This is a genomic window from Aeromonas enteropelogenes (genome assembly GCF_020097295.1).
GTDB lineage: Bacteria > Pseudomonadota > Gammaproteobacteria > Enterobacterales > Aeromonadaceae > Aeromonas > Aeromonas enteropelogenes.
Map to the genome: position 1 here is coordinate 2,788,423 of NZ_CP083625.1, position 25,466 is coordinate 2,813,888.

A 25,466-nucleotide genomic window follows, 5' to 3' on the forward strand; every position below is an offset into this window, starting at 1 on the left:
TCAGCTGGCTTTTTTATTGTCCGTCATTACAGTGTGTCTGGCGGCTCAGTCGTCGTGCTTGCACTCGCCTGCGGCACAGTGGCCATAGAGGTAGAGGCTGTGGTTAGTGAGACGAATGTTGTGTTTCTTGGCGATGTCGCGCTGGCGCTCTTCGATCACCTCGTCGGAAAACTCGATCACTTTGCCGCAGTCGAGGCAGACCAGGTGGTCGTGGTGCTCCTGGGTAGCCAGCTCGAACACCGACTTGCCCCCCTCGAAGTGGTGGCGGGTGACGATGCCGGCATCATCAAACTGGTTGAGAACACGGTAGACGGTGGCAAGACCGATCTCTTCGCCAAGATCGATAAGTCGCTTATAGAGATCTTCGGCGCTGGTGTGTTGGCAGTCCGGCTGTTGCAGGATTTCCAGAATTTTGACTCGAGGCAAGGTGATCTTGAGCCCGGCCTTTTTTAACGCTTGGTTGTTGTCTGCCATATTCTACTTATTCGCATTCTCGAAGGTGGGTTTATTCTGAGGGACTGCCGCGGGAATGGCAACCTTGAACTCGCTTGGCCTGTCATTATAGGGCGGCATCCCCAAAAATAAACCCGCTAATTCAAAGGGTTTAGCCAAGGATTCCACTCTGTATCGAAAAAATCTATCGTGAGGTTCGGCTTGTCGACAGCCTGTATGTTGATAAAATGTAACTTCTGTATATCTGGTCGGATGAGATCCATGGATTGGCTTTTTGACAAGGCAGCGCGAGTGCGCCGTGCCCTCAATGCCTGGCCCCCTTTCTGGGGCGCCGGCATCAAGATAGAGACCCTGAGCGATGATTTTCGCTACTGCAGGGTGACCCTCAAGTCCCGCTGGTGGAACAAGAACGCCAACCGCACCCAGTTCGGTGGCAGCATGTTTGCCATGACGGACCCCATCTATCCACTGATGCTGATGGGGCACTTCAAGAACCGTTACTACGTGTGGGACAAGGCGGGCAGCATCAATTACATCAAGCCCGGCAAGGGCAAGCTGGTGGCCGAGTTCACCCTGACCGAGGGCAAGCTGGCATCGATCGTGGCGGCAACGGCTGCGGGGGACAAGCACTTTCCCGAGTTTGAAGTGACGGTGCAGGACAGCCGGGGTGAGCTGGTCGCTCAGGTCAGGCGCACCCTCTACGTGCGGGCACGGCCGGAACACAGAAATGGCGCAGAATGACGCTTGTACAAAAACAACAAGGGCCCCGTCGGGGCCCTTGTTGTGTTCAGAGAAGATGCCGAGGCGGGATCACTCCAGCTCGGCCAGGCACATCTCTTCATGCAGCTGTTTGCACCAGCCCTTGACGCGCTCGGCAGTCAGCTCCGGCTGGCGATCCTCGTCGATACCCAGACCGACGAAGTGCTTGTCGTCCACCAGTGCCTTGGAGGCTTCAAACTCGTAACCGGCAGTCGGCCAGTGACCGATGATGATGGCGCCTTTGGCTTCGACAATGTCGCGCAGGGTGCCCATGGCATCGAGGAAATATTCGGCATAGTCTTCCTGATCGCCGCATCCGAAGATGGCGACCAGCTTGTTGTTGAAGTCGATTTCGCCCAAGTCAGGGAAGAAGTCATCCCAGTCGGCCTGGGCTTCACCGTAGTACCAAGTCGGGATACCGAACATCAGCAGATCGAAGCTCTCGATGTCGGCCTTGCTGCTCTTGGCGATGTCACGGACTTCAATCAGTTGCTTGCCCAGTTCTTTCTGGATCATCTTGGCGACAGCTTCGGTATTACCGGTATCGCTGCCGAAAAACAGACCTACACTTGCCATAGTGTTTAGTTACCCGTGTTTGGTGTTAATGCTTAACGCTCAGACTGCAATGTCCACCGGATAGGCGGACTCAATCTGTTGTTTCAGGATAGATTGGATCAGCTCGGCTCGGCTGATGTTCTGTTGTAACGCAAGTTGGTTCAGGCGCTCCAGCAACTCGGCCTCCACCTTTAACTCTACCCGCTTCAGCCCATTTTCCCGATCGCGTTTAAGCTGGTTACGCTTGTTGATCTTGAGCTGGGTCTCGCGGGGGAGTGGGTTGGTCTTTGGCCTGCCGGGGCGCTTCTCATTTGCGAACAGATCCAGTGTTGTTCGATCAGTTTGCTGTTTGGCCATACATCACAGACGAAAAAAAGTTAGCCGAGACCTGAGCCTTCCCAGCCCAGTTCAATCAGCCCCTTGGCGACAAAACCTGCACAACCCAGAAACAGCACCAACCAGACGATGAAACGGCCGAAACGGGGCACGTTGCCGCGTTTGAGGACGTCCTGAATGGCAAGGCCAATCAATATGAAGATGGCCACAAAGAATAACTTCAGGCCCAAACTTTCGATCAGGTCGATATGTTCACTTAGCATGGATTGCGCACACTCCTTATGACCGGCGCACTATATCACAAAGGATTTGAAACTGTTAACCGCCTGTCGACAGGAAATCCACAACCAGTTTGTTGAACAAAACCGGCTTTTCCGCATGCAGCCAGTGACCGGTTCCGGCGATGACCCGCACTTTTGCCGCCGGAAACTGGGCAAGCGCCGTTTCGCTGTACTGGGGCTGCATATAGTCCGAGTCGCCCCCCTTGATGAAGAGCACGGGCCCCTCGAAGCGGCGATCATCCTCGGGCCAGCCCATGATGTTGGCGTAGTTTTGCTCAAGGGCCGGCACGTTGAAACGCCAGCCCCAGCCCGCCTCGGTTTTGGCAAAGGATTTGAGCAGGAACTGGCGAACGCCCGGGATCTCTATGTACTGGGCCAGCAGGGCTTCCGCTTCGCTGCGGCCTTGCGGGGGCGTGGCCAACGTGGCGTTGAGGCCGGCAAACACATTCTGGTGGCGGGAGTGGGGGTAGGCCACCGGCGCCATGTCGGCAACGACCAGCTTGGTGACCCGCGCTGGCGCCAGTTTGGCAACCTGCATCCCCACCTTGCCGCCCATGGAGTGGCCGATGAGCGTCGCCTCAGGGATGGCCAGTTGATCCATCAACGCCAGGATATCGGCGGCCTGGGCAGGGTAGTCCATCATGTCCGAGTGGAAGGAGGCGCCGTGGTTGCGCAGATCGACGCTGATGACCCGATAGTGTTCACTCAGGGCACGAGCCAGCAATCCCAGGTTGTCGAGGCTGCCGAACAGGCCGTGGATCAGGATGACGGCCGGCCCCTGGCCCTGCTCCTTGAAGTTCAATTCGTGATTATGTTGCAAAATAACACCTTCCCGCTCATGAGTTCGAATGGTGATATGGCTTAACGCACTGGAAAGAAAAGCTTTTCATATCCTGGATAGAGATTTTGTGTGGTTTTTTTTCTAAAAAATCCCATCCGAATTGGCTATCAGTGCGGCCGATCACACACTTGGCCCGCCATTATGCCGTATTCTCGATGAGATTCATGTACATCTGCCAGCCCCTGGCTTGGGCTGTCGGGTCTGCCTATGTATAATCGCCGCATCCGAATTTCGACGAGTCCAGCGCATCCCTATGAAAACCATCGAGCTTGATGACGATCTCTACTTCTATATCGCCAGCCAGACCCGGCACATTGGCGAGAGTGCCTCCGATATTCTGCGCCGTCTGCTGGAACAGCCTGTCCAGGTGACGGCGCCCGTGACCGAGCCAGTCACGGCACCGCAGCCCGTTGCGGCGCGCAGCAACCAGGGAGTGCAGGCGCTGCTCGATTCCGGTGAGCTGCAAAAAGAAGAGAAGTCCATCAACCGCTTCATGCAGGTGCTCAGTACCCTCTACCGGGATGATCCGGCCGGGTTCACTCAGGCTACCGAAATCAAGGGGCGCAAGCGTGTCTATTTTTCGCGGGATCCCGACGCTCTGCGTGCCAGTGGCAGCACCACCAAGCCCAAGCCGGTGCCACAGACCCCGTTCTGGGTGATCACCAATACCAACACCAGCCGCAAGCAGAACATGGTGGCCCAGCTGATGAGCAGCATGGGGTATGACGACGAGGTGATCGCACAGGTGTGCGGCGCAATTTAACGGTTCATCAGACTCAGGCCTTGGTCATCAAGGCCGCCATTACGCAAGGACAACACCATGGCTCAGCATGCTCACGCCGGTCAGCCGGCCCGTTTAAGTGATCTGACCAACATCCCTCGTCTGGTCAGCGCCTACTACCTCAACAAGCCGGACATGAGCCGCCCCGAACAACGCGTGGCGTTTGGTACCTCCGGCCATCGTGGCAGCGCCTTGCACAGCGCCTTTACCGAATCCCACATCCTGGCGGTGACCCAGGCGCTGGTGGAGTACCGCCAGCAGGCCGGTATCACGGGCCCGCTGTTTGTCGGCATGGACACCCATGCTCTCTCCGAATCCGCCTTTGCCAGTGCGGTGGAAGTGCTGGCGGCCAACGGTGTCGAGACCCGCATCCAGGCTGGTCTCGGCTTTACCCCGACCCCGGTCATCTCCCACGCCATTTTGCGCCACAATGCCAGCAAGCCTGCTGCGCGTGCCGACGGCGTGGTGATCACCCCGTCTCACAACCCGCCGGAAGACGGTGGCTTCAAGTACAACCCGCCTCACGGTGGTCCCGCGGAAGGGGAGATCACCAAGTGGGTGGAAGACCGCGCCAACGCCATTCTGGAAGCGGGGCTGGCCGGCGTGAAACGCATGCCGTTCGCCGATGCGCTCAAGAGCCCGTTCGTGGTCGAACACGACTATGTCACCCCCTATGTGGATGATCTGAAGAACGTGCTGGATCTGGATGCCATCAAGCAGGCCGGCATCAAGATTGGCGTGGATCCCCTGGGCGGCTCCGGCGTCGCCTATTGGGACGTCATCGCCAAGACCTATGATCTCGATATCGAAGTGGTCAACTATCGCGTCGATCCGACCTTCTCCTTCATGACCCTGGACAAGGACGGCAAGATCCGGATGGACTGCTCCAGCCCGTTCGCCATGGCCAGCCTGATTGCGCTTAAAGACAAGTTCGACATCGCTCTTGGCAACGACCCCGATTACGACCGTCACGGCATCGTCACCAAGGCGGGCCTGATGAACCCGAACCACTATCTGGCGGTGGCCATCCAGTATCTGTTCACCCACAGAACCGGCTGGTCCAAGGATGCTGCCGTCGGTAAGACGCTGGTCTCCTCCTCGATGATCGACCGGGTTGCCGGCGAGATTGGCCGCACCCTGAAAGAGGTGCCGGTCGGCTTCAAGTGGTTCGTGGATGGCCTCTACAGCGGCGAGTTCGGCTTTGGCGGCGAGGAGAGCGCGGGCGCCTCCTTCCTGCGCAAAGATGGCACTGTCTGGACCACCGACAAGGATGGTTTCATCCTGGCGCTGCTGGCTGCCGAAATTCTGGCGGTCACCGGCAAGGATCCCCAGGCGCACTACGACGCGCTGGAGGCCAAGTTCGGCCGCTCCAGCTACCGCCGCATCGATGCACCGGCCAACAGCGCCCAGAAAGCAGTGCTCTCCAAGCTGGATCCGGCACTGGTGGAAGCCTCCACCCTGGCCGGCGAGCCCATCATCGCCAAGCTGACCAAGGCGCCCGGCAACGACGCCGCCATCGGCGGTTTGAAGGTTGTAACCGAGAACGGCTGGTTCGCGGCGCGCCCCTCCGGCACCGAGTCCATTTACAAGATCTACATGGAAAGCTTCAAGGGCGAGGAACACTTGGACCTTATCCAGCAGGAAGCCCAGCAGATCGTCTCCGCGGCCCTGGCCAAGGCTGGCGTCTAGGCAAGGCCTAACGCCGGAGCCTGAATTTCCCGGGCCGACATGCAACGAGAAAGAGGAGCCATGACGGCTCCTCTTTTTTGTTTGTGCAGACGATGAGTGCTGCCCGCGGCAGGTGGTCAGTGGCTTACAGACAGGCTTGCATCTGTGCCAGCACGATCTGAACTTTGGCGGGGTCCGGATGGGTGCGTCCCAGCACGCGCAAGCCCCACAGCATGGTCATCAGCAGGGCGGCGGTCGCCGCCACGTCTCTATCCGGCGCCAGTTCCCCCTGCGCCTGCGCCTGTTGCAGCGCCTGCGTCACCAATTGCTCGACCTCGGCGAGGTGCGTGCTGACTGCCGCCTGTATGGTGTCGTGGTGGCGCCCCACCTCCAGCAGGGTGTTGACCAGCAGGCAGCCGCGATGGGCCTCGCAGGCGATGGCATCCCGCGCCACGGCATCGAGCAGCGCCCGCACGCCCGCCAGGGGAGAATCCTCCGACGCCAGCAGCGCGCGGATCTGCTCCTGGCTCTTGGCGGAATAACGCTGCAACACCTCGATGAAGAGTCCCTCCTTGGAGGAGAAGGCCCCGTACAGGCTGCTGGGCTTGAGGCCCATCTTCTCGACCAGCGCAGCTATGCCGGTGTTGCTGAATCCCGTGTCCCAGAAGGCGTCGAGGGCGATGTCCAGGATGTTGTCTCTGTCAAATGATGCGGGTCTTGCCATGGTGTCACCTGCCGTGAGGAGATTGTTTTTTAGTGGTCGCTACAAAATAAGCTTGACCGACTGCCGGCCCCTGATTGATATTGTAGCGACCACTACAAAAAGGATGACAATCATGCAGACTCTGGAACAAAAAATCAAAGCCTACGACGAGATCAAGCAGAGCAAGGTCCCGGCTCATATTCTGGCGGTGATGGATCAGGCGACCGAGCAGCTCAGGGAAACCCCCCTCGAACAGGGGGCGCTCACCACTGGCGCGCAGATCCCCGATTTCGCGCTGCCGGATCAGCATGGGGTGACGCGTCCGCTCTCCCACTACCTCGCGCAGGGGCCGGTCGTGCTCAACATCTACCGCGGCGGTTGGTGCCCCTACTGTAATCTGGAGATGCAGGCCCTCAACGCCGTGCTGCCGGAGTTTCGGGCTCGTGGCGTCAACCTCATCGGACTGACTCCGGAGAAACCGAGCTCGGCCCAGGATACCCTCACCGCCAACGGGCTGGCGATCACCGTACTCAGCGACGAAGGCAACCGGGTGTCGGCCTCCCTGGGACTGGTATTCACGCTTGCCGAGGAGCTGCGCCCAATCTATGAGAGTTTTGGCATCGATATTCCGGCGAGCAACGGGGATGACAGCTTCACCCTGCCGGTGCCAGCCACCTATGTGATTGGCCAGGATGGCACCGTGCTCTATCACTTCGTCAACGTGGATTACACCAAGCGGGTCGAACCTGCGACCCTGGTGGCCGTACTGGACGAGTTGGCTGCGGCGGGGAAAATCTAAAAAAACAGCGCCGGCTTGCCGGCGCTGCTGCTCTTTGTATTCAGGTAGAGAAGACACCCGGCATGGCACTCCTTGCCGGGTTGTCTTTTTGCCGGGCGTCTCAGTATCCGCCGCGGGCGCTCTTGACCGCCAGCCCCAGCTGCCACACCGCCATGGCGTAGTGGGTGCTGTGGTTGTAGCGGGTGATGGTGTAGAAGTTGGGCAGTCCGTACCAGTATTGGTAGCCGGTGCCGACATCCAGACGCAGCAGGCTTGCCTCGCTGTGATTGCCGAGGGAGCTGGTGGGGGTGAGACCGGCGCGACGCAAGGAGGCGATGGGGTAGCGGGTCTGGAAACCATGTTCGTAGCCGGGCATCTGGCCCTGACCACGCACGGCCACCGGTTGCCCCTTCTCCCAGCCATGAGCCTTGAAGTAGTTGGCCACGCTGCCGATGGCATCCACCGGATCCCAGAGGTTGGTGTGGCCATTGTTATTGAAGTCCACCGCATAGCGCTGGAAGCTGGACGGCATAAATTGGCCATAACCCATGGCCCCTGCGTAGGAACCTGTCGGCGCGGTGGGGTCCATCCCCTCATCCCGGGTCATCACCAGGAAGGATTCCAGTTCGCCGGTGAAAAATTCCGCCCGGCGCGGGTAGTCAAATGCCAGGGTGGCCAGCGCATCCAGGATGCGGGTCTTGCCCATCACCCGACCCCAGCGGGTCTCCACGCCGATGATGCCGACGATGATCTCGGGCGGCACCCCATAGAGTTGCTGGGCGCGGTTGAGCTCGTTCTCGTATTCGCGCCAGAACGCGACGCCATTTTGCACATTGTCCGGGGTGATGAACTTGGCGCGGTAGCGATTCCAGGCACCGGTCGGGCCTGTGGGCTTGCTGCTGCTCGGCCCCTGGGCGTCCATCAGACGGATGATCCAGTCATAACGCTCGGCCTGGGCCAGCACCTGATGGAGGTAGGCACTGTCAAAACCATGCTTGTCGACCATCCGTTGTACGAACCTGTCCACGTTGGGGCGATTGGCAAAATCCCCTTTGCTGACCCCTTGCGAATAGACGGGCTTGCTCGGTGGCGTCTGGTTGATAAAGGCGCTATTGGGCTGGGGTTTGACCACGGGCTTGGCTTCAGGCGTGCTGCTGCAGCCGCCGATCAAGGGGAATACGGAGAGAGTGAGTAGACAGACAAGGCGACGCATAGGGTTCTCATGAGCCTGAAAAAGAGTGCCGACATGGTAAAACATTGCCATCCATGCGCAAGTGCCAGTGCAGTACGGCTGGCGCTTATTTTGTTCCCTGACGCAGGGTATGGTAGCCGCTCCAGAGCCGGGTCAGGGTGGTGATGAGGCAGAGCAGGGCAAAGCCGTAAGCGAGTGACGCAAAGCCGGCAGGCCACAGACACATCAGCACGAACAGGGCGATGGTCTCGCTCCCCTCGGTCAAGCCTCCGAGGTAATAGAGCGACTTGTGGTGATAGACGGGGTTATCGATCCCCCGCTTGCCCGCCATGATGGCGAAGGCGAGAAAGCTCGAGCCCGTGCCCATGAAGGCAAACAGCAGGGTGGCGGCGGGCAGGGCGTTGGCAGGGTCGCTCAGGGCGAACCCCAGCACCACGGCGGCGTAGAAGATGAAGTCGAGGGTGATGTCGAGAAAACCGCCGCAGTCGGTGATCCCCGTCTCCCGTGCCACGGCGCCATCCAGCCCGTCCAGCATGCGATTGAGCAGGATGGTGAGCAGTGCCCAGAGATAAAGGTCAAAGGCCAGCAGCGGCAGCGCCAGCATGCCGATGGCAAAGCCGGTGAGACTCACCTGGTTGGCGCTGATCCCCATGCGGCACAAGGGCTTGGCCAGCCGGGTGAGGGGGCTGCGAATAACAGGGATGAGGTAGCGATCGAACAAGGTCAGGATCCTCAGCAAACAGGGATGGAAAGGGTGAGGTCGAGGATGGTGCCGGGAGCATCCTCTTCATCATGAGTGACCAGGATGGCGGGGATCGCCAGCATCCTTATCTGCTCGAACACCAGGGCGCGAAATGCCGCCCGCAGCGGCTTGTCGAGGCGGGAGAAGGGCTCGTCCAGCAGCAGGGCTTGCGGTTCGGCCAGCAGAGCCCGCAGCAGGCTGACGCGTGCCTTCTGGCCGCCGGAGAGCGCCCCCGGCAGCTTGTCTGCCTGATCCGCCAGCGCCACCTGTGCCAAGGCCTCCAGCACTTTCGCCCGCCGGGCTCCGCTTCCCTTGAGGGAGGCGGGCATGCCGAACATCAGGTTCTCGGCCACCGTCAGGTGGGCAAACAACAGGTCATCCTGAAACAGCATGCCGATGCGCCTCGCCTGCGGAGGCAGCGGGGTGAGCAGTCGCTCACCGAGCCGGACGTCCCCCTCCAGCCGAAGGGGCCCCTTGGGGGGCAGGACGCCCGCCAGCGCCGCCAGCAGCGAGCTCTTGCCACAACCACTGGGGCCCATCAGGGTCAGCACCTCGCCGGGGGCGATGGCGAGCGCGGGTAACGACAGCAAGGGATCTTGCCCAAGGTAGAGGTGAAGGGGCGTGGTGCTTAGCATCGAGACGTTCCCGTGTTTATCGGGCGCCCTTGAGCGCCGGGTTGAGGCGACCTGGCAGCCAGAGCGCCAGCAGATAGATTGCCAGTGGCACTAGCAGTTGCAACAGGCCGTAGAGCCCGGCCAGCCGCCGGTTGAGGCCGCTGCCGATGGCTACCGCCTCCGTGGTGATGGTGACCACTCGACCTGCGCCAAACAGCAGGGTCGGCAGATATTGGGCGAGGCTCACTGCCGCTCCCACCGCGAATGAGAAAAGCAGCGGACGGGCCAGCAAGGGTCCCTTCACCCGCCACCAGGTGCGCCAGGGGCTGGCGCCGAGCAGGAGCGCCGTCTGGGTGAGACGGGGATCGAACTGGCGATAGGGGCCGTGCAAACAGAGATAGACGTAGGGAAACACGAACAGCAGCTGGCTCCAGAGCACCCAGCCCCAGCCAATCCCGCCACCCAGCCAGTCGAGCCCGAGCCGGATGCCAAACAGCAGGCTGGCCTGGGGCAGCAGCAACGGCAGGCAGATGAGCCAGAGCGGCCAGGGGCGACGCCCCAGCTGCGCCTCCAGGCTCAATACCACCAGCAGCAGGGCCAGCGCCGCGCTTGCCAGGGCCAGCAGGGCGCTGTCGACGAGCAGGGGCATCAGGTTCGGCAGCAGCACCAGCCAGTGCTGGCTGCTCCATTGACTTGGCCACAGATCCGGGAAGGACCAGCGCCGCGCCAGCGACCAGAGCAGCAGGGCCGCCAGCACCGCCAGGTTGATGGCAAACAGGGCGGTGACACAGAGGCCGGCCAGCCTGGCCGCCAGGGGGCGCGATCCGCGGCGCTGTCCGTCGAGCCAGATCTGCTTGCCATACCTCTGATGGGCCCACTCCAGCAGCCTCAGCGCCGCCAGCAGCAACAGGCTGATGGCCAGCAGCAGCAGGGCGCCGCTGGCGGTGACGCCGCGCCAGCCAAGATCCGGATCCTGATACCAGAGCCACAGCCTGACCGCCAGCGGAGCGGGAGCATCCGGGCCCAGCAACTGTGCGAGATCCACCACCGCCACCCCGTAGGCGGCGACCGCATAGAGTGGCAGGCGCAGGGCGGGCCAGAGGGCGGGCAGCAGCAGGCGCCACCAGATCTGCGGGGCGCTGAAGCCCAGGCTCGCCCCGAGCCACTGCTGGCGCGCCAGTTTGGCGGGCTCCAGGGCCGCCAGCGCCATCAACAGCAGAAACGGCGTCTCCTTCATGATGAGCGCCAGGATCAGGCCAAGCCCCCAGGGATCCCGGATGGTCTGCCAATCGGGGGGAAACTCGAACCCGGTCAGGGAGGGAGAGACGAGGCGCAGCAGCCAGCCGGAGGGGGCGAGCAGAAAGGCAAAGCCGATGGCGAAGGCGACGTGGGGCAGGGCCAGCAGGGGGGAGAGCAGGCGGCGCAGCCAGCGAAAACAGGGGCGCTCGTCACCCTGCTGACCGCCTTGTGCCAGCAGCAGGGCGGTCAGCAGCAGGCTGCCGAGGGTCGAGGCCGCGCCAATCCACAGGCTCAGGGCCGCCGAGTGCCAGAGTCCGGGCTGGGCCAGCAGGCGATGAAGGTTTAACTGGCTTAGCCCGCTGCCCAGCAGTTGCCACAACCCCACCAGCACGGGCGCCGCCAGCAGGAGGGCGCAAGCGCAGGTGAAGAGGGGACGCCAGCCTGACAGCCGGTTGTCGGTGGTTGATAGCATCAGTGGCCGTAGCGTTCGGCCCAGGCTTCTTCAAGCCTGAGTTGCCAACTGGGGTGAGGTTCTGCCACCGCCTTGAAGCGCAGCGCCGGCGTCTGGCTGGCCGAGGCGGGCAGGGCGTCGGCCCGCAGCACGCTGGGATCGCCCCAGAAGGCGGGATCGACCTTGCGCGCCTGGGCTGCCGGGCTTAGCAGAAAATTGGCCGCCACCTTGGCGCCGGCACGGGCGCTGGCGTTGAACGGGATGGCGAGAAAGTGGCTGTTGGTGAGCGCCCCCTTTGCCATGGCCACTGCAACCACGCCAGGTGGCAGGGCACCATTTTGCACCGCGCTCTGGGCCTCTCCCGGATTGAAGCTGATGGCCATGGCCAGCTCACCGTCATCCAGCAGCTGGCGGGTCTCGGCGGCGCTGGCAGGAAACAGCTTGCCCTTGCGCCAGAGCGCCGGATGCAGCGCATCGAGCCAGACCCAGAGGGGCGCCGTCAGACGCTCAAACTCGGCATCGGTCGCTTCCCGATAGAGGGGGGCGGGATCCGGGGTGAGCTCCAGCAGAATTTGCTTGAGAAAGCTCGAGCCGTGGAACTGGGGCGGCTTGGGATAGGTGAAGCGGCCAGGGTTGGCCTTGGCCCAGGCGAGCAGGGCGGCGGCCGAGGTGGGGGGCGTGGTGACCTCCTCTCCGTTGACCATCAGGTTGAGCTGGCCTATGCCCCAGGGGGCCTCGAGCCCCGCTACCGGCACGGTGAAGTCCTCACTCACCGGCAGATTCATATCCACCAACGCCATGTTGGGCAGCTCCCCGGTGAACGGCACCCCCAGCAGCCCCTGTTCCTTGAGCGCCTTGAAGTTCTCGCCATTGACCCAGAGCAGATCGATGGGGCCACCGGTGTTCTTGCCCGCCTGTTTGCTTGCAAGCAGCTGGCTGACGCTCGGGGCTATGTCATCCACCTTGACCTGCACCAGCTTGACCCCGTACTGGCGCTCGAGCTCCTGCCCGGCCCACACCAGATAGCCGTTGATCTCCGGGCTGCCGCCCCAGGCGTTGAAGTAAACAGTCTGGCCTTTGGCCTCGTCCAGCGTCTGCTGCCAGCGGGCATCGGGGGCCGGGTTCTCGCCGGCAAGCAGGGAGCCGCTTGCCAGCAGGGGCAGGGCGCAGACCAGGGTTTTGAGCAGGGGCAGGGTCTTGAACATGAATGTCACCTAAGGGATCAGGCGCCGCGGCGCCAGTTGTGATAACGGGCCAGCATGGCCAGGATGCGGGTGGGCTGGTGGGCCCGTTTCCACTCGCCGGCCACGTATTTGTTCCCCTCCATCAGGGTGGGATAGGCGTGGATGGTGGCGAGGATCTTGCCAAGCCCCAGCTTGTGGCGCATGGCGAGGACGAATTCGGCAATCCGCTCGCCGGCGTGAGTGCCCACTATGGTGGCACCCAGGATCTTGTCCTTGCCCGGCACGGTCAGCACCTCGACAAAGCCCTCACGCTCACCGTCGGCGATGGCGCGATCGAGCTCGGCCAGATCGAAGCGGGTCGCCTCGAATGCAATGCCCTGCGCCTCGGCCTCCTTGCGATTGAGGCCCACCCGGGCAATCTCGGGGCTGGTGTAGGTAGCCGCCGGGATCACCCGGTAGTCGGCGCGAAAGCGCTTGAGCTGGCCGAACAGGGCGTTGACGGCGGCATACCAGGCCTGATGAGCGGCAAAGTGGGTGAACTGATAGGGGCCGGCCACGTCCCCCACCGCCAGAATGCTGGGGTAGTTGGTGGCCAGAAAGCCGTCTACTGCTACTGTGCCGCGCGGCGCCAGCGTCACCCCCAGCTCTTCCAGCCCGAAGCCGCTCACGTTGGCGACCCGGCCCAGCGCCAGCAGCAGCTGATCCCCTTCGATCACTTGGGTCTCGTCACCCCGGCGCAGGTGCAGCCGGATGGGCAGCCCATCCTCTATGGCTTGGTATTGCGCCCGCTCGGCGCGCCAGCCGGTGAGAAGGGTGACGCCATCCCGCTCCATCTGGTGGCGCAGTGCCTCGGCCACCTCCCGCTCCTCTCGTGGCAACAGCTGATCGGCCAGCTCCACCAGGGTGACGGGGATGCCGAGCAGAGCGAAGCTCTGGGCCAGCTCGCAGCCGATGGGGCCGCCGCCGAGCACCAGCAGGCGGCGCGGCGGGGTGCGCAGTTGCCACAGGGTGTCCGAGGTGAGGTAGGGGACGTCGCCAAGGCCAGGCAAATCGGGCACCAGCGGCCTGGCACCAGTGGCGATGACCACATGGCGGGTGGTGAGGCGCTGGCCGTTGACGTCGACCTCCCAGGGGGAGACCAGTCGCGCCGCCCCCTCGATGCACTCCACCCCCAGTCCCTGGTAACGCTCGACGGAGTCGTGGGGCTCGACATCCCTGATCACCTGGGCGACCCGCTCCATCACGGCGGCAAAATCGGCCTCGCTCTGGCTCGGACTAAAGCCGAGCTCGCCCGCCTTGCGCTGCTCGGCAGCAAAGCGGGTGGCGCGGATCAGCGCCTTGGAGGGGACGCAGCCGGTATTGAGGCAATCACCCCCCATCCTGTGCTTTTCGATCAGGGCCACTTTGGCCTTCACCGCCGCGGCGATATAGCTGGTGACCAGGCCGCCGGCGCCGGCGCCGATCACCACCAGGTTGTAGTCGTAGCGGATCGGTTTTTGATAGGGGGCGTGCAGGCGGCGCAGGGCCAGGGTCTGCGCCAGTTTTTTCATCAGCCAGGGCATCAGCCCCAAGAGGGTCAGCGCCACCATCAGGCCGGGGGAAAGAATATTGCCGGTGCTGGTGAGGGTCGCCAGCTCGCTGCCCGCCAGCACGAAGACGAAGGTGCCGGGTAGCATGCCAAGCTGGCTCACCCAGTAGTAGGTACTGACTCTGATAGGGGTCAGCCCCATCAGCAGGTTGACCAGAAAGAAGGGGAAGATGGGGATGAGGCGCAGGCTCAGCAGATAGAAGGCGCCATCTTTTGCCATCCCCGCCTGGAAGGTGGCCAGCTTGTCGCCAAAGCGGGCGCTCACCCAGTCGCGCAGCAGGAATCGGGCGCTGAGAAACGCCAGGGTGGCTCCGAGCGAGCTGGCAAACGAGACCAGTAGCAGCCCCCACGCCACGCCAAAGACCGCGCTGCCTGCCAGGGTGAGCAGGCTGGCGCCCGGCAGGGAGAGGGCGGTGCTGAGCACATAGATCACCAGAAACAGCAGGCTGGCCGTGACAAAATGGCGGTCGACCCACAGCGCCAGGCTCTCCTGGCGAGCCTGTAACTCGGAGAGGCTAAGATAGTGGCCGAGATCGAACGCGAAAAAGGCGCCGATGAGGCACCCCATCACCAGCAGAAGCAGCAAACGGGCTCGCGTCATTTTACGTCCTTGTCGGCGTTGGCATCGGTCGGACGCGCTGGCTGCACCGGCAGCTGGCAGAAGCCCTGGGGAGCGATGTCTAGGGCCGCATTGAATTTGGCCGACATGTTCTGGAAGGCGATGAGGCCGGTCAGCTCCACCATGGCGTCGTCATCGAACCATGGCTTGAGACGGGCAGCCTGTTCATCGCTCACTCCATCCAGCCCTGTCATCGCCTCTGTGTAGTCGAGCACGGCCCGCTCCCGCTCGTCGAACAGCGGGCTTTCGCGCCACTCGGCCAGGGCTTCCACCTTCTCGCTGGAGCCGGCCCGCTTGATGAGGGTCATGGCATTGATGTCGACGCAGAAACGGCACCAGTTGAGCTGGGAGACCCGTACCGTCACCAGGGAGCGCAGCACGGGATCGATGGGAGAGCGTTTGCGGTTGATGACGCCATAGAGGGTCGCCACGGCGGCAAACAGCCTGGGGGAGCGGCCCCAGCACTTGCCCGGGATCAGAACCTGGCCGTAGTTGCGTTTTTGCAGCCAGAAAAAGGGGCGGATAAACCAGGCATACTCCTGATCCGGTTTGACCTCGACGCGCATTGCTACTCCTCTTCTTTGTTCTTCTTCATCATCTTGGGTTTGTAGGCCCCACCCAACCGTTCATTGAGCCGATCCAGAAAGCAGTTGATCCGTGCCCGGTTGGTGCCAAGGTCACTGCGTCCCTGACGGGAGGCGGAGCGCATGTCGATGCGGGTCTCTTTGGGGCCGGTAAAGACCCGCAGCGCCACATCATCCTGAAAGCCGAACCAGGGGGTGGTGACAACTGCATCGAGCCCGTGGGGGCTCGGACGTACCTGCCAGCCCAGCTCTGTCATCAGTGCGTTGGCCTCGGCGATCACCTCGGCCCCGGAGGCGCGGGTATAGAGAGGACCGGGGTTGCCGGCAAAAACTTTCAGGGGAGGCGCATTGACGGGCAGATCCGCCGGGGTTCTGAGTTCGCTGGCCCAGCTCAGGGCGGGGGGATGATAGGGATCCGTGCTGACATCGTTGGTCAGTGGCATGCGCCACGCCTGCACCAGGAACAGCAGGGGCAACAGCAGCGGGATGGCCCCCCACAGGTTGGATGCCTTGTTTCGGCTCCAGGGCAAACGTACCAGCAGGAAGAGGGAGAGCAACGCCCCGGCCAGACAGAGGGTAAAACCCAGCCACCAGGGCCAGAGATGGATACGGCTACCGAGGGCCCCTACCAGAGGAACGAACCAGGCCAGCAGTGGCCACAAGATGGTGCTGGGCATAGGGCGGGATCCATGGATTGAGTGGGCAATGCCGAGAAGGATAAACCTAATAGCCTGATAACGTTAGCAAATTGAAGCCTGTTCGGCGATTTTTTGGTCGAGGTGACAAGTGCAGGAACGCGGTTTGGGCGTCATCACTAGGCTGGCGACCAAACGGGGCACCATGTGCCAGCATGATGAGCCAGTTATCAGTTAATGAGAGAGGGGTGAGGGTGGAGTGGAGCAAAAGGATAAAGAGAATTTCAGGAGAGTGATGACCCACCGATGTCGCGCTCACTGGGCGACATCGGTGGGAGAGGCGATTTACGTCGTTACTGTTTGTCGACGGCAACCGGTACCGGCAGCTTGTAGTCGCCATTGATGACATCAGCCTTGGGCCGATAGACACGCAGACCCAGATACCAGTTGTCGGTTGGCGTCTCCAGGAGGTTGTCGACCTTGCCACACGTGGCTTCTGAGCCGTAGTAGAGGGTGAAGGAGCCATCCTTGTTGCGCTTGATGGTGCGATCGTTCAGCGTCGATTTATCGGTATGCAGGTACTTGTCCGAGCCATACATGGTGAATGAGAAGAATCCCGGCGCATTGAATCCCGGCGCATCATAGGTGGCCGAATAACAGGTGTCTTTGGAGAGGCCATAGTCACGGTACTGGTATACGGCGTCTTGTGGCGGCAGCAGCCCCAGGGCAACGGCGACCCCCATCTTCTGCAGCTCGGGATCTATGGTGCCGTGGCGACCCGAAGTGCCATTAAAGTTGGGCAGCTTTTTCGCCTTGATCTGGTACTCGCTTCTGATGGTATCCAGGCTGGCGCTGTCCCAGTTTCTCGGCTCATATTGTTTCGGCGTCACCCCCTTGGGGAAGGTGACCTTGATCTGATCCTGCAGCTGGTTGACATACTTGACGTCGTCCGGGTTGTTGGCATCGACCTGGGTGCGGATCACGATGGCGACGAAATCGGTTTTGGAATCGATCTCGTGGGTACCCGCGCCGTAAAACACCTGATCGATGTAGTGATCGCTTTGCAGGATCATGGCCGACTGGTAGCGATTGTCTTTCGAGGTCGGCAGCGTGATGGTGGTCCCTTTGGGCGCATAGAAAATGCCGAATGAATAGACGGTATCACGATTCATGGTCACGGCTGGTTGCTGATCGAGGGCGATCAGGTTGCGATCATGCCGGAATTGATTGGCCCCGGCGCTCTTGTAGATATTGGCAAATGAAAGGTCCACTTCGGCTTCGACATAATTGTTGGTCGTGACCGGAATGGGCGCCGAGCTGGCGGCATAAGCCGTGGCACTGCCAAGGGTTGCTGAGGCGATGAGTAAGCACAGAGCCGTTTTCTTCAAAGACATAGATAATTCTCCACAAACCATGAGGGTGTTGATATCCGAAATATCCTGCCGTGATGCCTTGACAAGAAGTATTAATGTATTGACCGGATGCATACTATGGTAGCGTTACGCTCAGGAAAGTGAGTCAATATCTTCTTGAATTAAATTCAATTAACGCGAGAGTCGGGATGCGCAGTGATTTTGATTTGAATCTGCTGAAAACGCTGGTGATCCTGGCGGAAAAGAAAAATCTGAAAAAAACGGGCATCTCTCTCGGCTTGACGGAAAGTGCCGTGAGCAAACAACTCGCCCGGCTGCGGGAGCATCTCGATGATGAACTGTTTGTCAGAGTGGCCAGCGTGCTTGAACCGACCGACTATACCCTGTCTATCTTGCCGCGCGTCAATATCGCGCTGACCGATATAGAAGACGCGTTGATCCCCATCTCCTTCAACCCACAAAACTATTCCGGCTCCATCAATCTGGCGCTGCCTGATCTGGTGATGGAGGTCTTTGGTCTGACGCTGTATGAAACCTTGCAGCGTGAATTCCCCAATGCCCTCATTGCACTTCATAACTGGGGAGAGGAGACCGAAAATAAAATACTGTCTGGCGAAATCGATCTGGGTATTCACCTGCTGCATCCCGACCGCTTGAACGGGTTATATCAGCAGCGAGTGTGCGGCGATCAGTTGGTGATCGCGATAGCGGGCAATCACGGCGTGCATGACTGGCAGACAGTAAAACATTGGCCATTCATCAAGCAGAAAAATATTGGCTGGAATGCACAGCGCTTTCATTTTATTAAAAGCCTGAAAGAGTTGGCGGTAGAGATTGATTATTTGCATGATATTGACACCGCTTCCCTCGCACTCAAATTGATGAGAAGCCAGCGCGTCGGCAATGTACTGCCCAGTTTGATCCTGGGAGAGGAATTAATCAGGGTGCCGGGTGCTGAATTTCTCGACTATGAGGTTGTCTGGACGACCTGCGTTCGTCTTACCGACCGCCGCTCCGGCCTGTATCAGTATCTCTATAAAATCATCCTGACCCTGTTTATTGGTCAACGCAGGGGAGACATCTCGGCAAAACCGGCAAATTAGCGGGGAATTTATGCTCATCCGCCCGGCCAGATAAGGTCGGTTATGACCTGATCATGGTATGCAGGGCGGAGGACAGGTGCTCGCAGGAGCAAGGAGATGAGCAGTTACGCCGCACTGGGCGATGAGGCCTAGTTGCGGTAGAGCACCTTGATCAGGTGAAAGCCGAACTTGGTGCGCACCGGCCCCAATACCTTGAGCAACTCCCCCTTGAAGACGGCATCGTCGAAGGATTTGACCATGTCCCCCTTGGAAAACTCCCCCAGATCGCCGAAACGCTTGCCGGAGGGGCAGGTGGAGAAACGCTTGGCCATCTGGCCGAAGTCGGCGCCCTTCTCGATCTTCTCCTTGATCTCCAGACACTGTTTCTCTGTCTTGACCAGGATGTGCTGGGCACAGGCTTTTTTCATGGGGCGCTCCTCGGGTTAACGGGTGGATGGCAAATCGGGGGCGCAAGGGTACCCCAAATTGCCCTCCGCGTCAGCCGTCCGGGTAACGTTTGGCAGAGCCTTGCCGCCATCAGGGGTGGCTGCTGGTGGCCAGTTGCGCTCTGGGGCGAGCCTGCCAGAGGATTTCCAGTCCCAGCAGGGCATAGAGGCTCCAGATGGCCAGCGGGTTGAGCCATTCGCCACCAAGCTGCATCGTCAGCAAGGCAGCTGCCGCCAGCAACAGTGTGATGCCGGGCAGGCGCCAGTAAGCGGGCAGGGGAGCCAGCAATGCCATGGTCAGCAGGATGGCGAGACCAAATGGCAGGTTGAGTGCGGTAAAGGCCAGCGCCTGCTGGCCGTTCATGCCGGTCAGCAGCGCCAGCAGGGCGCTGCAACAGGCGAGAAAAGTGATGAATTCGAGCCGGTCGGCAATGTAGTCAGCCATCTGTTCGCTACGGGCATGCATGATGGGATCTCCTTCGGTTGATGGCTTGAGTGTGCGCGAGGGCGTCAGACAAGGGCAGCGGGATAATTCGATTGCACTGAACGAGCCTGTCTCAATCCCGCGTGGCGCGGGCCTTGTCGCGGGATAGCGGGGTTTGAGAGGCTGGCTGCTCAATCGACAGGCAGGTTCCGACAAGCCTTGTCGTGGCACACCCACGGACGCGCTGTTCGACGTGGACCGGGAGTGATGGAGATTTATCCGGTTTCAGATGGCTAGCGCTATTTTGGGTCGGCGAGCGAGGCCAAAGGGGGCACCTGGCTGCGCAATTTGTGGCCAACATCTTAAAATCTATGGCGAATTTGCCAGGCCGGCGGCTCTGTCGTTGGCGAAAGCCTATGTTAGGATAGGGTTCGCCATATGTTGGTGCGCTCTTGGTCCGACCCCGTGCATGACTGCGTTCCCCGCTTGGCGGGCGAGTGGCTGCAGCGGGCTGTGCCTGTGTGCGTCTTTATATTCGTTACCCAACTTTCAGGAATATCGACCTTTGACCGGATGCAATCCATCCCTGCCGGCAGGGCGTTTACTCTCCGGCTCCGCCTGTCGCCGCGGCCTGCTGATCCTGGCGCTGGGCCTGTTTCTGTCGCTCCTGGCGGCGCCAGCGCTGGCGGCCAAGCTCACCTATCAGGTCAAGGGAGTGAAAGGGGACAACAAGGACAACGTTGAAGCTTATCTCAACGCCCTGCCCGTCTATCAGGAGCGCCAGTATCGTCCTGCCCGCCCCAAGATCATCGAGAGCGTGCAAAAGGCGCTGCAGGTGTATGGCTACTACGAGCCCAAGATCTCCCTCAGCCGCGACGAGAAGAAGCCATCTCGGGTCATTGTCACCATCGACAAGGGGGAGCCGGTCATTGTCTCCCGTCTCGACGTCTTGCTGGAAGGGGATGCCAGCAGTGACGAGCGCTATAGCGAGCTGCTGGATCAGTTGCCCCTGAAAGAGGGGGAGCCCCTCAACCATGCCAAATATGAATCCATCAAGGCCGATCTCGGCAGCCTGGGGCTGGCGCGCGGCTATTTCGACGCCAAGCTGAGCAAGAGCCAGGTCAGGGTGTTTCCCGACAAGGGCACGGCGGAGATCTTCATCCTGTTCCAGTCCGGTCATCGCTACCGTTTTGGCGATATCCGCTATGACGCCACCCCCGAGGCGCTAAAGCTGATCAAGCCGCTCATCACCATCAAGGATGACGAACCCTATCTGGCCATCCGCCTGGCCGAGATGTCCCAGGATATCTCCTCCACCAAGCTGTTCCGTCAGGTGGATATCAAGCCCCAGATCAGCGAGGCGACCGATTACCGGGTGCCCATCTCGGTGACCCTGGCCAACCGGGTCGATCACGAAATCGAAGCCGGTCTGGGCTATGCCACCGACGTGGGGCCGCGGATGAGCGCGACCTGGGAGAAGCCCTGGGTCAACCGTTACGGCCACCGCCTGTTTGCCACCGCCAAGGTGTCGGCGCCGGAGGCGGAGCTCAGCTTCGACTACCAGATCCCGGTGGGCAACCCGCTGCGGGACTACTACTCCATCCAGAGTGGCTACCAGTACAAGGACAATAACGACACCCGCTCCGATCTCACCACCATAGGGGTGCACCGCTGGACCCGGCGGCCGGAGAGCTGGGATCGCGACGTCTTCATCCGCCTGGAGAACGAGGTCTATACCCAGGGCATGGATGAGGGGAACAGCTTGCTGGTGATCCCTGGTGTCTCCTGGTCCCGGCTGCGGGTGCGTGGTGGCCTGGTGCCCGATTGGGGGGATCGCCAGCAGCTCACCCTGGAGTTTTCCGATCCCACCTGGGGATCCGACATCAGCTTCGTGCGGGTGTGGGGCCGCAGCAAGTGGCTGCGCACCCTGGGCGAGGATCATCGCTTCCTGATGCGGGCCGAGCAGGGGGCCATCATAGGGGACAGCTTCTCCCTGGTGCCGCCATCCCTGCGCTTCTTCACCGGGGGCGATCAGACGGTGCGTGGTTTTGACTATGAAACCATCTCCCCGACCGGGCCGGATGGCAAGCTGACCGGGGGCCGTTATACCAGCGTGGCCAGCCTGGAGTACAACTACCGCTTCAGCGAGAAGTGGCTGGGGGCTCTGTTCGTGGATGGCGGTACCGCCACCGTCGATTACAGCGAGCCGTGGAAAATCGGCACCGGGATCGGGGTGCGCTGGGTTACCCCCATCGGTCAGGTCAGACTCGATCTGGCGGTCGGAGTATCGGAAGAGGATAAGCCCGTGCGGCTGCATTTCGCCTTGGGGCCTGAATTATGATCTGGGTAAAGCGTCTTTTTCTCTGGCTGATGGGCCTCATCTTTCTGCTGCTCATCGGCGTCAGCCTGCTGGGCTTCACCCATCAGGGCAACAAGTGGCTGTGGCAACAGGCCAAGGGCGCTCTCCCTTCCCTCAAGGGGGAGCTGGTGGCGGGTCAGCTGGGTTATGGCTGGACCCTGGAAGGGGTCGGCTGGCAGGATGAGCTGGTGGATGTTTCGGTCGATCGCGCCGTGCTGGATTGGGATCTGGGCAAGCTCCTGCAGGGCAAGCTCTGGATCAAATCCCTGGTGGTCACCCATCCGGTGGTGAAGGTCGCCGACTCAGAACCCGCGCCGCCAGAGCCCTCCGAACCCTTTGTCTGGCAACCACTGCCCCTCAAAATCCAGGTAGACACCCTGCTGGTGGCCGATCTCGATCTGGCCGTGCCCGGTGTGGCCGTGACCCTGGGGGCGCTGGATATCGGCGCGACCCTCGATCGCAAGGGGTTGATAGTGCGCGGCCCTGTGCTGGATGGTCTGAGCGTCACCCTGGCTGACACGCCGCCAGCCAAAGCAGCGGCCGAAGAGAGTGCCAAGGCCGGGAAAACGGCTCAGGGCAAGGCTCAGGATAACGCGAGCGAGACAACCAACAGCGAGTCAACTCAGGCTGATAAAGCAGCGGCCATCGAGCTGCCCGCCATTTCCCTGCCATTCCCCGTCCAGCTGGAAGGGGTGAGTCTGACCCGTTTTCGTTATCAGCAGGGCGATCTGATCGAAGCCGTCGACAAGCTGCACCTCTCGGCCGGCGCCGAGGAGGATCGCATCGAACTGCGCGAGCTTTCGCTGCGCCACGCCATGGCCGATCTGGCCCTCAAGGGGAATATTCGCCTGGGCGATGATTATCCGCTGGATCTGACCCTGGATGCCAAGGCGCGCAAGGGCTTGCTCGATGGCGAGCTCAAGGGGGAGCAGGCCACCCTGGCCCTGAGCGGGTCGGTCGGCAAGCTGGATCTGGCATTGCAGGCCAGGGGGCCGGTAGCCGCCAGCCTCAAGGGGTCGCTGGCAGCCCTCGACCCGGATCTGCCGTTTGATCTGGCGCTCGACTGGAAGAGCCTCGGCTGGCCCTTGCACAAGCCGGCCAAGGATGAGCCGAATTACCGGCTGGACAAGGGGAGCCTGACCGCCAAGGGCAAGCTCTCCGGCTATCAGTTTGCCCTCAAGACGTCGGGCAAGGGGACGGATGTGCCCCCGTTCAAGATTGTGCTGGACGGCAAGGGGGATCTCGAACAGCTGAGCAAACTGGCCCTGCGGCTCGAGGCTCTCAAGGGGGAGTTGACCCTGGATGGCAAGCTGGCCTGGCAAAAGGGAGTCCACTGGCAAGGGAGCACCCGCTTCAAGGGGATCAATCCGGCCGAGCTGGTGCCGGATCTCAAGGGCACCCTGACCGGGGAGATAGAGAGCCGTTTCGTGATGAACGAGGCGGGCAGCTGGGAGTTGAACCTGCCCACCCTCAGGGTGGACGGCAAGCTCAACCAGTATCCGCTGGCCATCAAGGGGGAGGCGAGCGGCAATGACAAGATGGAGTGGCGCATTCCCGGGCTGTCGCTGCAAAGCGGCCCCAACCGGTTGCAGGCCAAGGGGCAGATCAGCCAGCAGGTGTGGCAACTGGTGGCCGATCTCGATGCTCCCAATCTGGCGGGGCTCTACCCCGGCCTGAAGGGGGACATCAAAGGGCTGGTGCGCCTGGGGGGCAATCAGCAGGCGCCGCGGGTGACCACAGAGCTTTTGGCCAATCGCCTCTATTATGCGGGCACTAACATCAAGGGGATCGCCATCAGGGGCAATGCCCTGGTGGGTGACAAGCCTGCGGGTGAGCTGGCGCTCACCGTGGCCAGCCTGACCCAGGGGGAGACCAAGCTAAGCCAGTTGGCGCTGGCCCTCGACGGGGATCTGGCGCGCCATCAGCTCACCCTGACGATGAAGGGCGATCCGGTGGCCGCCAATCTCAAGCTGGGTGGCGGCGTGCGCGGGGATCACTGGCGCGGAACCCTCTCCGAGCTCAAGCTCAAGACTCCCTTGCGGCGCTGGAGTCTGACCAACCCCTGGGCGCTGGATCTCGATCTGCCGCGCCAGCGCTTGGCGATGGGGGATCTCTGTCTTGACTCCCAGGGGGCCAACCTCTGCATCAAGGGCAGTCAGGTATCGGCCGAGCAGGGGGCGCTGGAGTTTGCCCTCAACGGGTTTGATCTCAAGCGGCTGCGCCCTTGGCTGCCGGACAACTTCCGGTGGCAGGCGGTGCTCTCCGCCGATGGCCGTGCCAGCTGGCGCGGCAGCCAACCGACCCTGCATGCGGTGGTGCGCACCACACCGGGCAGCTTCGTGGCTGACGACATCAAGACCGATTATCAGCAGTTGGCGCTGGCCGTGGAGTTCGAGCGCCAGCAGGCGGCGATCCGCCTCGACTTCGCCTCGCAGCAGATCGGCAATATCGATACCGACCTGCTGATCAGGGAGCCCGCCGGTCGCGGTCAGCTCGGGGGCCAACTCAAGTTTGACGATCTCAAGCTCGACACCTTTGCCCCCCTCATTCCCGAGGTGCGCTCCCTGCAAGGGGTGATCTCCGCCAATGCCCGCTTCGAGGGAACTCTGGCATCCCCCCTGCTGTTCGGTCAGCTCAATCTGCTGGATGGCGAAGTGCAGACTCACTCCGATATGGTGACCCTCTCCAAACTGGTGACCCGCCTCAAGATCGAGGGCAACCGCGCCGAGCTGGATGGCTCCATGCTGGTGGGCAAGGGGCCGCTGGCCCTCGGCGGCTGGCTCAGCTGGGCCAAGATGCCGGTGAGTGGCAGCCTGACCATCCAGGGGGATGAGCTGGAGGCGCAATACCCGGGCATGGGCCGGGTGCGGGTCTCCCCGGACATCGCCATCTCGTTGGGGGAGGAGACCCGCATCACCGGCAAGGTGGATATTCCCTGGGCGCGGATCCTGGTCAAGAGTCTGCCGGACTCGGCGGTCGCCGTCTCCGATGACGTGACCGTGGTGTACGACGATCTGCCGCCACCGCCTCCCCAGGCCAGCCTGCCACTGCTGATGAAGGTGGCGATCCGGCTTGGTGACGATGTGAAACTGGAGGCGATGGGGCTCAAGACCAATGTCTCCGGCGGGCTCAATATCAATCAGGATCCGGGCAAGCCACTGGCGGGCAACGGCCAGCTGGTGCTGACCGACGGCCGCTTCAAGGCCTATGGCCAGAACCTCATCATCAAGGAGGGACGGATCATCTTCTCCGGCCCCCTCGATCGCCCCTTCCTCAATATCGAGGCCTATCGTGACCCGGATACCATAGAGGATCAGGTGACGGTCGGGGTTCGGGTGACGGGGCCGGCCACCAAGCCGGAGATCAAGGTCTATTCCGAACCCCAGATGGCCCAGTCCGAACAGCTCTCCTATCTGTTGCGCGGCAAGGGGCTACAAACGGGCGGTGAGGATGGCGGCTTCAACGGCCTGCTGGTGGCCGGCGCGGTCAGCCAGGCCAACGGCGTGGTGTCGAGCATCGGCGAGGCGCTGGGGATGAGCGATGTCTCCCTCGATACCGCCGGCAGTGGCGACGACACCCAGGTGACTCTCTCCGCCTATCTGCTACCCGGTTTGCAGTTCCAGTACGGGGTGGGGGTATTCAGCCCGATCGCCGAGTTCAAACTGCGCTACGAGGTGCTGCCGCGACTCTATCTGCAGGCCATGAGCGGGGTCGCCCAGGCGGTGGATGTCTTCTATCGCTTCACCCTCTAACGGGGGCGACTGTGACTGATGAAACGG

At 61.6% G+C, this 25,466-nt stretch carries 24 protein-coding genes; 7 read left to right on the forward strand and 17 right to left on the reverse strand.

Annotated features, from left to right (window positions below):
- Positions 1-45: 45 nt before the first annotated feature.
- Positions 46-474 carry a ferric iron uptake transcriptional regulator gene (gene fur, locus LA321_RS13160; RefSeq protein WP_026457520.1) on the reverse strand — a complete coding sequence of 143 codons (429 nt, stop codon included), beginning with the start codon at positions 472-474 and terminating at the stop codon, positions 46-48.
- 240 nt (positions 475-714) lie between these two features.
- Between fur and LA321_RS13165 the strand changes: the two genes are divergently transcribed.
- Entirely contained in the window at positions 715-1,194 is a 480-nt protein-coding gene (locus LA321_RS13165; protein WP_042072026.1) for a DUF4442 domain-containing protein, read from the forward strand.
- Positions 1,195-1,263: 69 nt separating this feature from the next.
- Here the strand turns inward: LA321_RS13165 and fldA are convergent, their stop codons facing one another.
- From fldA to LA321_RS13185, 4 genes are read right to left on the reverse strand one after another with little or no spacing between them, the layout of a single operon-like run.
- Positions 1,264-1,788, reverse strand: a complete 525-nt coding sequence (gene fldA / locus LA321_RS13170; RefSeq protein ID WP_042072025.1) for a flavodoxin FldA — start codon at positions 1,786-1,788, stop codon at positions 1,264-1,266.
- Between the two features lie 39 nt (positions 1,789-1,827).
- A complete protein-coding gene (gene ybfE / locus LA321_RS13175) occupies positions 1,828-2,124 on the reverse strand; it encodes a LexA regulated protein (RefSeq protein WP_026457523.1) in 297 nt (98 codons plus the stop codon).
- Between the two features lie 20 nt (positions 2,125-2,144).
- Positions 2,145-2,366 carry a DUF2788 domain-containing protein gene (locus tag LA321_RS13180; protein WP_005334296.1) on the reverse strand — a complete coding sequence of 74 codons (222 nt, stop codon included), beginning with the start codon at positions 2,364-2,366 and terminating at the stop codon, positions 2,145-2,147.
- Between the two features lie 55 nt (positions 2,367-2,421).
- Positions 2,422-3,204, reverse strand: a complete 783-nt coding sequence (locus LA321_RS13185) for an alpha/beta fold hydrolase (RefSeq protein ID WP_082043423.1) — start codon at positions 3,202-3,204, stop codon at positions 2,422-2,424.
- 274 nt (positions 3,205-3,478) lie between these two features.
- Between LA321_RS13185 and seqA the strand changes: the two genes are divergently transcribed.
- A complete protein-coding gene (gene seqA, locus LA321_RS13190) occupies positions 3,479-3,988 on the forward strand; it encodes a replication initiation negative regulator SeqA (RefSeq protein ID WP_026457525.1) in 510 nt (169 codons plus the stop codon).
- 57 nt (positions 3,989-4,045) lie between these two features.
- Positions 4,046-5,695, forward strand: coding sequence for a phosphoglucomutase (alpha-D-glucose-1,6-bisphosphate-dependent) (gene pgm / locus LA321_RS13195; protein WP_042072023.1), 1,650 nt, complete (start codon positions 4,046-4,048; stop codon positions 5,693-5,695).
- Between the two features lie 124 nt (positions 5,696-5,819).
- Here the strand turns inward: pgm and LA321_RS13200 are convergent, their stop codons facing one another.
- On the reverse strand, positions 5,820-6,398 hold the full coding sequence (locus LA321_RS13200) for a TetR/AcrR family transcriptional regulator (RefSeq protein ID WP_042072022.1): 579 nt from the start codon (positions 6,396-6,398) through the stop codon (positions 5,820-5,822).
- A 112-nt stretch (positions 6,399-6,510) separates the two neighbouring features.
- Between LA321_RS13200 and LA321_RS13205 the strand changes: the two genes are divergently transcribed.
- Entirely contained in the window at positions 6,511-7,176 is a 666-nt protein-coding gene (locus LA321_RS13205; RefSeq protein WP_042072021.1) for a peroxiredoxin-like family protein, read from the forward strand.
- 100 nt (positions 7,177-7,276) lie between these two features.
- Here LA321_RS13205 and mltB read toward each other — a convergent pair whose 3' ends face one another.
- The 9 genes from mltB to LA321_RS13250 all read right to left on the reverse strand — a co-directional run bounded on the left by mltB (position 7,277) and on the right by LA321_RS13250 (position 17,397).
- Positions 7,277-8,368, reverse strand: coding sequence for a lytic murein transglycosylase B (gene mltB, locus LA321_RS13210; RefSeq protein ID WP_042072020.1), 1,092 nt, complete (start codon positions 8,366-8,368; stop codon positions 7,277-7,279).
- Between the two features lie 85 nt (positions 8,369-8,453).
- Positions 8,454-9,068 (reverse strand): CDP-alcohol phosphatidyltransferase family protein, encoded by a 615-nt coding sequence (locus LA321_RS13215; RefSeq protein WP_042072019.1) that lies wholly within the window; start codon positions 9,066-9,068, stop codon positions 8,454-8,456.
- A gap of 11 nt (positions 9,069-9,079) precedes the next feature.
- Positions 9,080-9,724 carry an ATP-binding cassette domain-containing protein gene (locus LA321_RS13220; protein WP_042072017.1) on the reverse strand — a complete coding sequence of 215 codons (645 nt, stop codon included), beginning with the start codon at positions 9,722-9,724 and terminating at the stop codon, positions 9,080-9,082.
- A gap of 16 nt (positions 9,725-9,740) precedes the next feature.
- Entirely contained in the window at positions 9,741-11,414 is a 1,674-nt protein-coding gene (locus LA321_RS13225) for an ABC transporter permease (RefSeq protein WP_042072016.1), read from the reverse strand.
- The gene (locus tag LA321_RS13230; RefSeq protein WP_042072015.1) at positions 11,414-12,598 is read right to left on the reverse strand and encodes an ABC transporter substrate-binding protein; all 1,185 of its coding nucleotides are present in this window, start codon (positions 12,596-12,598) and stop codon (positions 11,414-11,416) included. Before LA321_RS13230 ends, LA321_RS13225 begins: the two co-directional genes overlap by 1 nt.
- A 17-nt stretch (positions 12,599-12,615) precedes the next feature.
- Positions 12,616-14,766 carry an FAD-dependent oxidoreductase gene (locus LA321_RS13235; protein WP_042072014.1) on the reverse strand — a complete coding sequence of 717 codons (2,151 nt, stop codon included), beginning with the start codon at positions 14,764-14,766 and terminating at the stop codon, positions 12,616-12,618.
- The gene (locus LA321_RS13240) at positions 14,763-15,350 is read right to left on the reverse strand and encodes a carboxymuconolactone decarboxylase family protein (RefSeq protein ID WP_042025393.1); all 588 of its coding nucleotides are present in this window, start codon (positions 15,348-15,350) and stop codon (positions 14,763-14,765) included. Before LA321_RS13240 ends, LA321_RS13235 begins: the two co-directional genes overlap by 4 nt.
- Positions 15,351-15,352: 2 nt before the next feature.
- Complete coding sequence (locus LA321_RS13245; RefSeq protein WP_042072013.1) at positions 15,353-16,045, reverse strand: DUF1499 domain-containing protein; 693 nt, start codon at positions 16,043-16,045, stop codon at positions 15,353-15,355.
- A 311-nt stretch (positions 16,046-16,356) separates the two neighbouring features.
- A complete protein-coding gene (locus LA321_RS13250) occupies positions 16,357-17,397 on the reverse strand; it encodes a DUF1214 domain-containing protein (protein ID WP_052445737.1) in 1,041 nt (346 codons plus the stop codon).
- 167 nt (positions 17,398-17,564) lie between these two features.
- On the opposite strand from LA321_RS13250, the gene LA321_RS13255 reads away from it, so the two are divergent.
- The gene (locus LA321_RS13255; RefSeq protein WP_042072011.1) at positions 17,565-18,479 is read left to right on the forward strand and encodes a LysR family transcriptional regulator; all 915 of its coding nucleotides are present in this window, start codon (positions 17,565-17,567) and stop codon (positions 18,477-18,479) included.
- A 128-nt stretch (positions 18,480-18,607) separates the two neighbouring features.
- On the opposite strand, the gene LA321_RS13260 is transcribed toward LA321_RS13255, so the two are convergent.
- A complete protein-coding gene (locus LA321_RS13260) occupies positions 18,608-18,886 on the reverse strand; it encodes a peptidylprolyl isomerase (RefSeq protein ID WP_026457964.1) in 279 nt (92 codons plus the stop codon).
- Between the two features lie 109 nt (positions 18,887-18,995).
- On the reverse strand, positions 18,996-19,370 hold the full coding sequence (locus tag LA321_RS13265; protein WP_026457965.1) for a hypothetical protein: 375 nt from the start codon (positions 19,368-19,370) through the stop codon (positions 18,996-18,998).
- A 523-nt stretch (positions 19,371-19,893) separates the two neighbouring features.
- On the opposite strand from LA321_RS13265, the gene tamA reads away from it, so the two are divergent.
- Both tamA and tamB read left to right on the forward strand, forming a co-directional pair.
- On the forward strand, positions 19,894-21,669 hold the full coding sequence (gene tamA / locus LA321_RS13270; RefSeq protein ID WP_042072010.1) for an autotransporter assembly complex protein TamA: 1,776 nt from the start codon (positions 19,894-19,896) through the stop codon (positions 21,667-21,669).
- Entirely contained in the window at positions 21,666-25,439 is a 3,774-nt protein-coding gene (gene tamB / locus LA321_RS13275; protein WP_042072009.1) for an autotransporter assembly complex protein TamB, read from the forward strand. Before tamA ends, tamB begins: the two co-directional genes overlap by 4 nt.
- Positions 25,440-25,466: the final 27 nt, after the last annotated feature.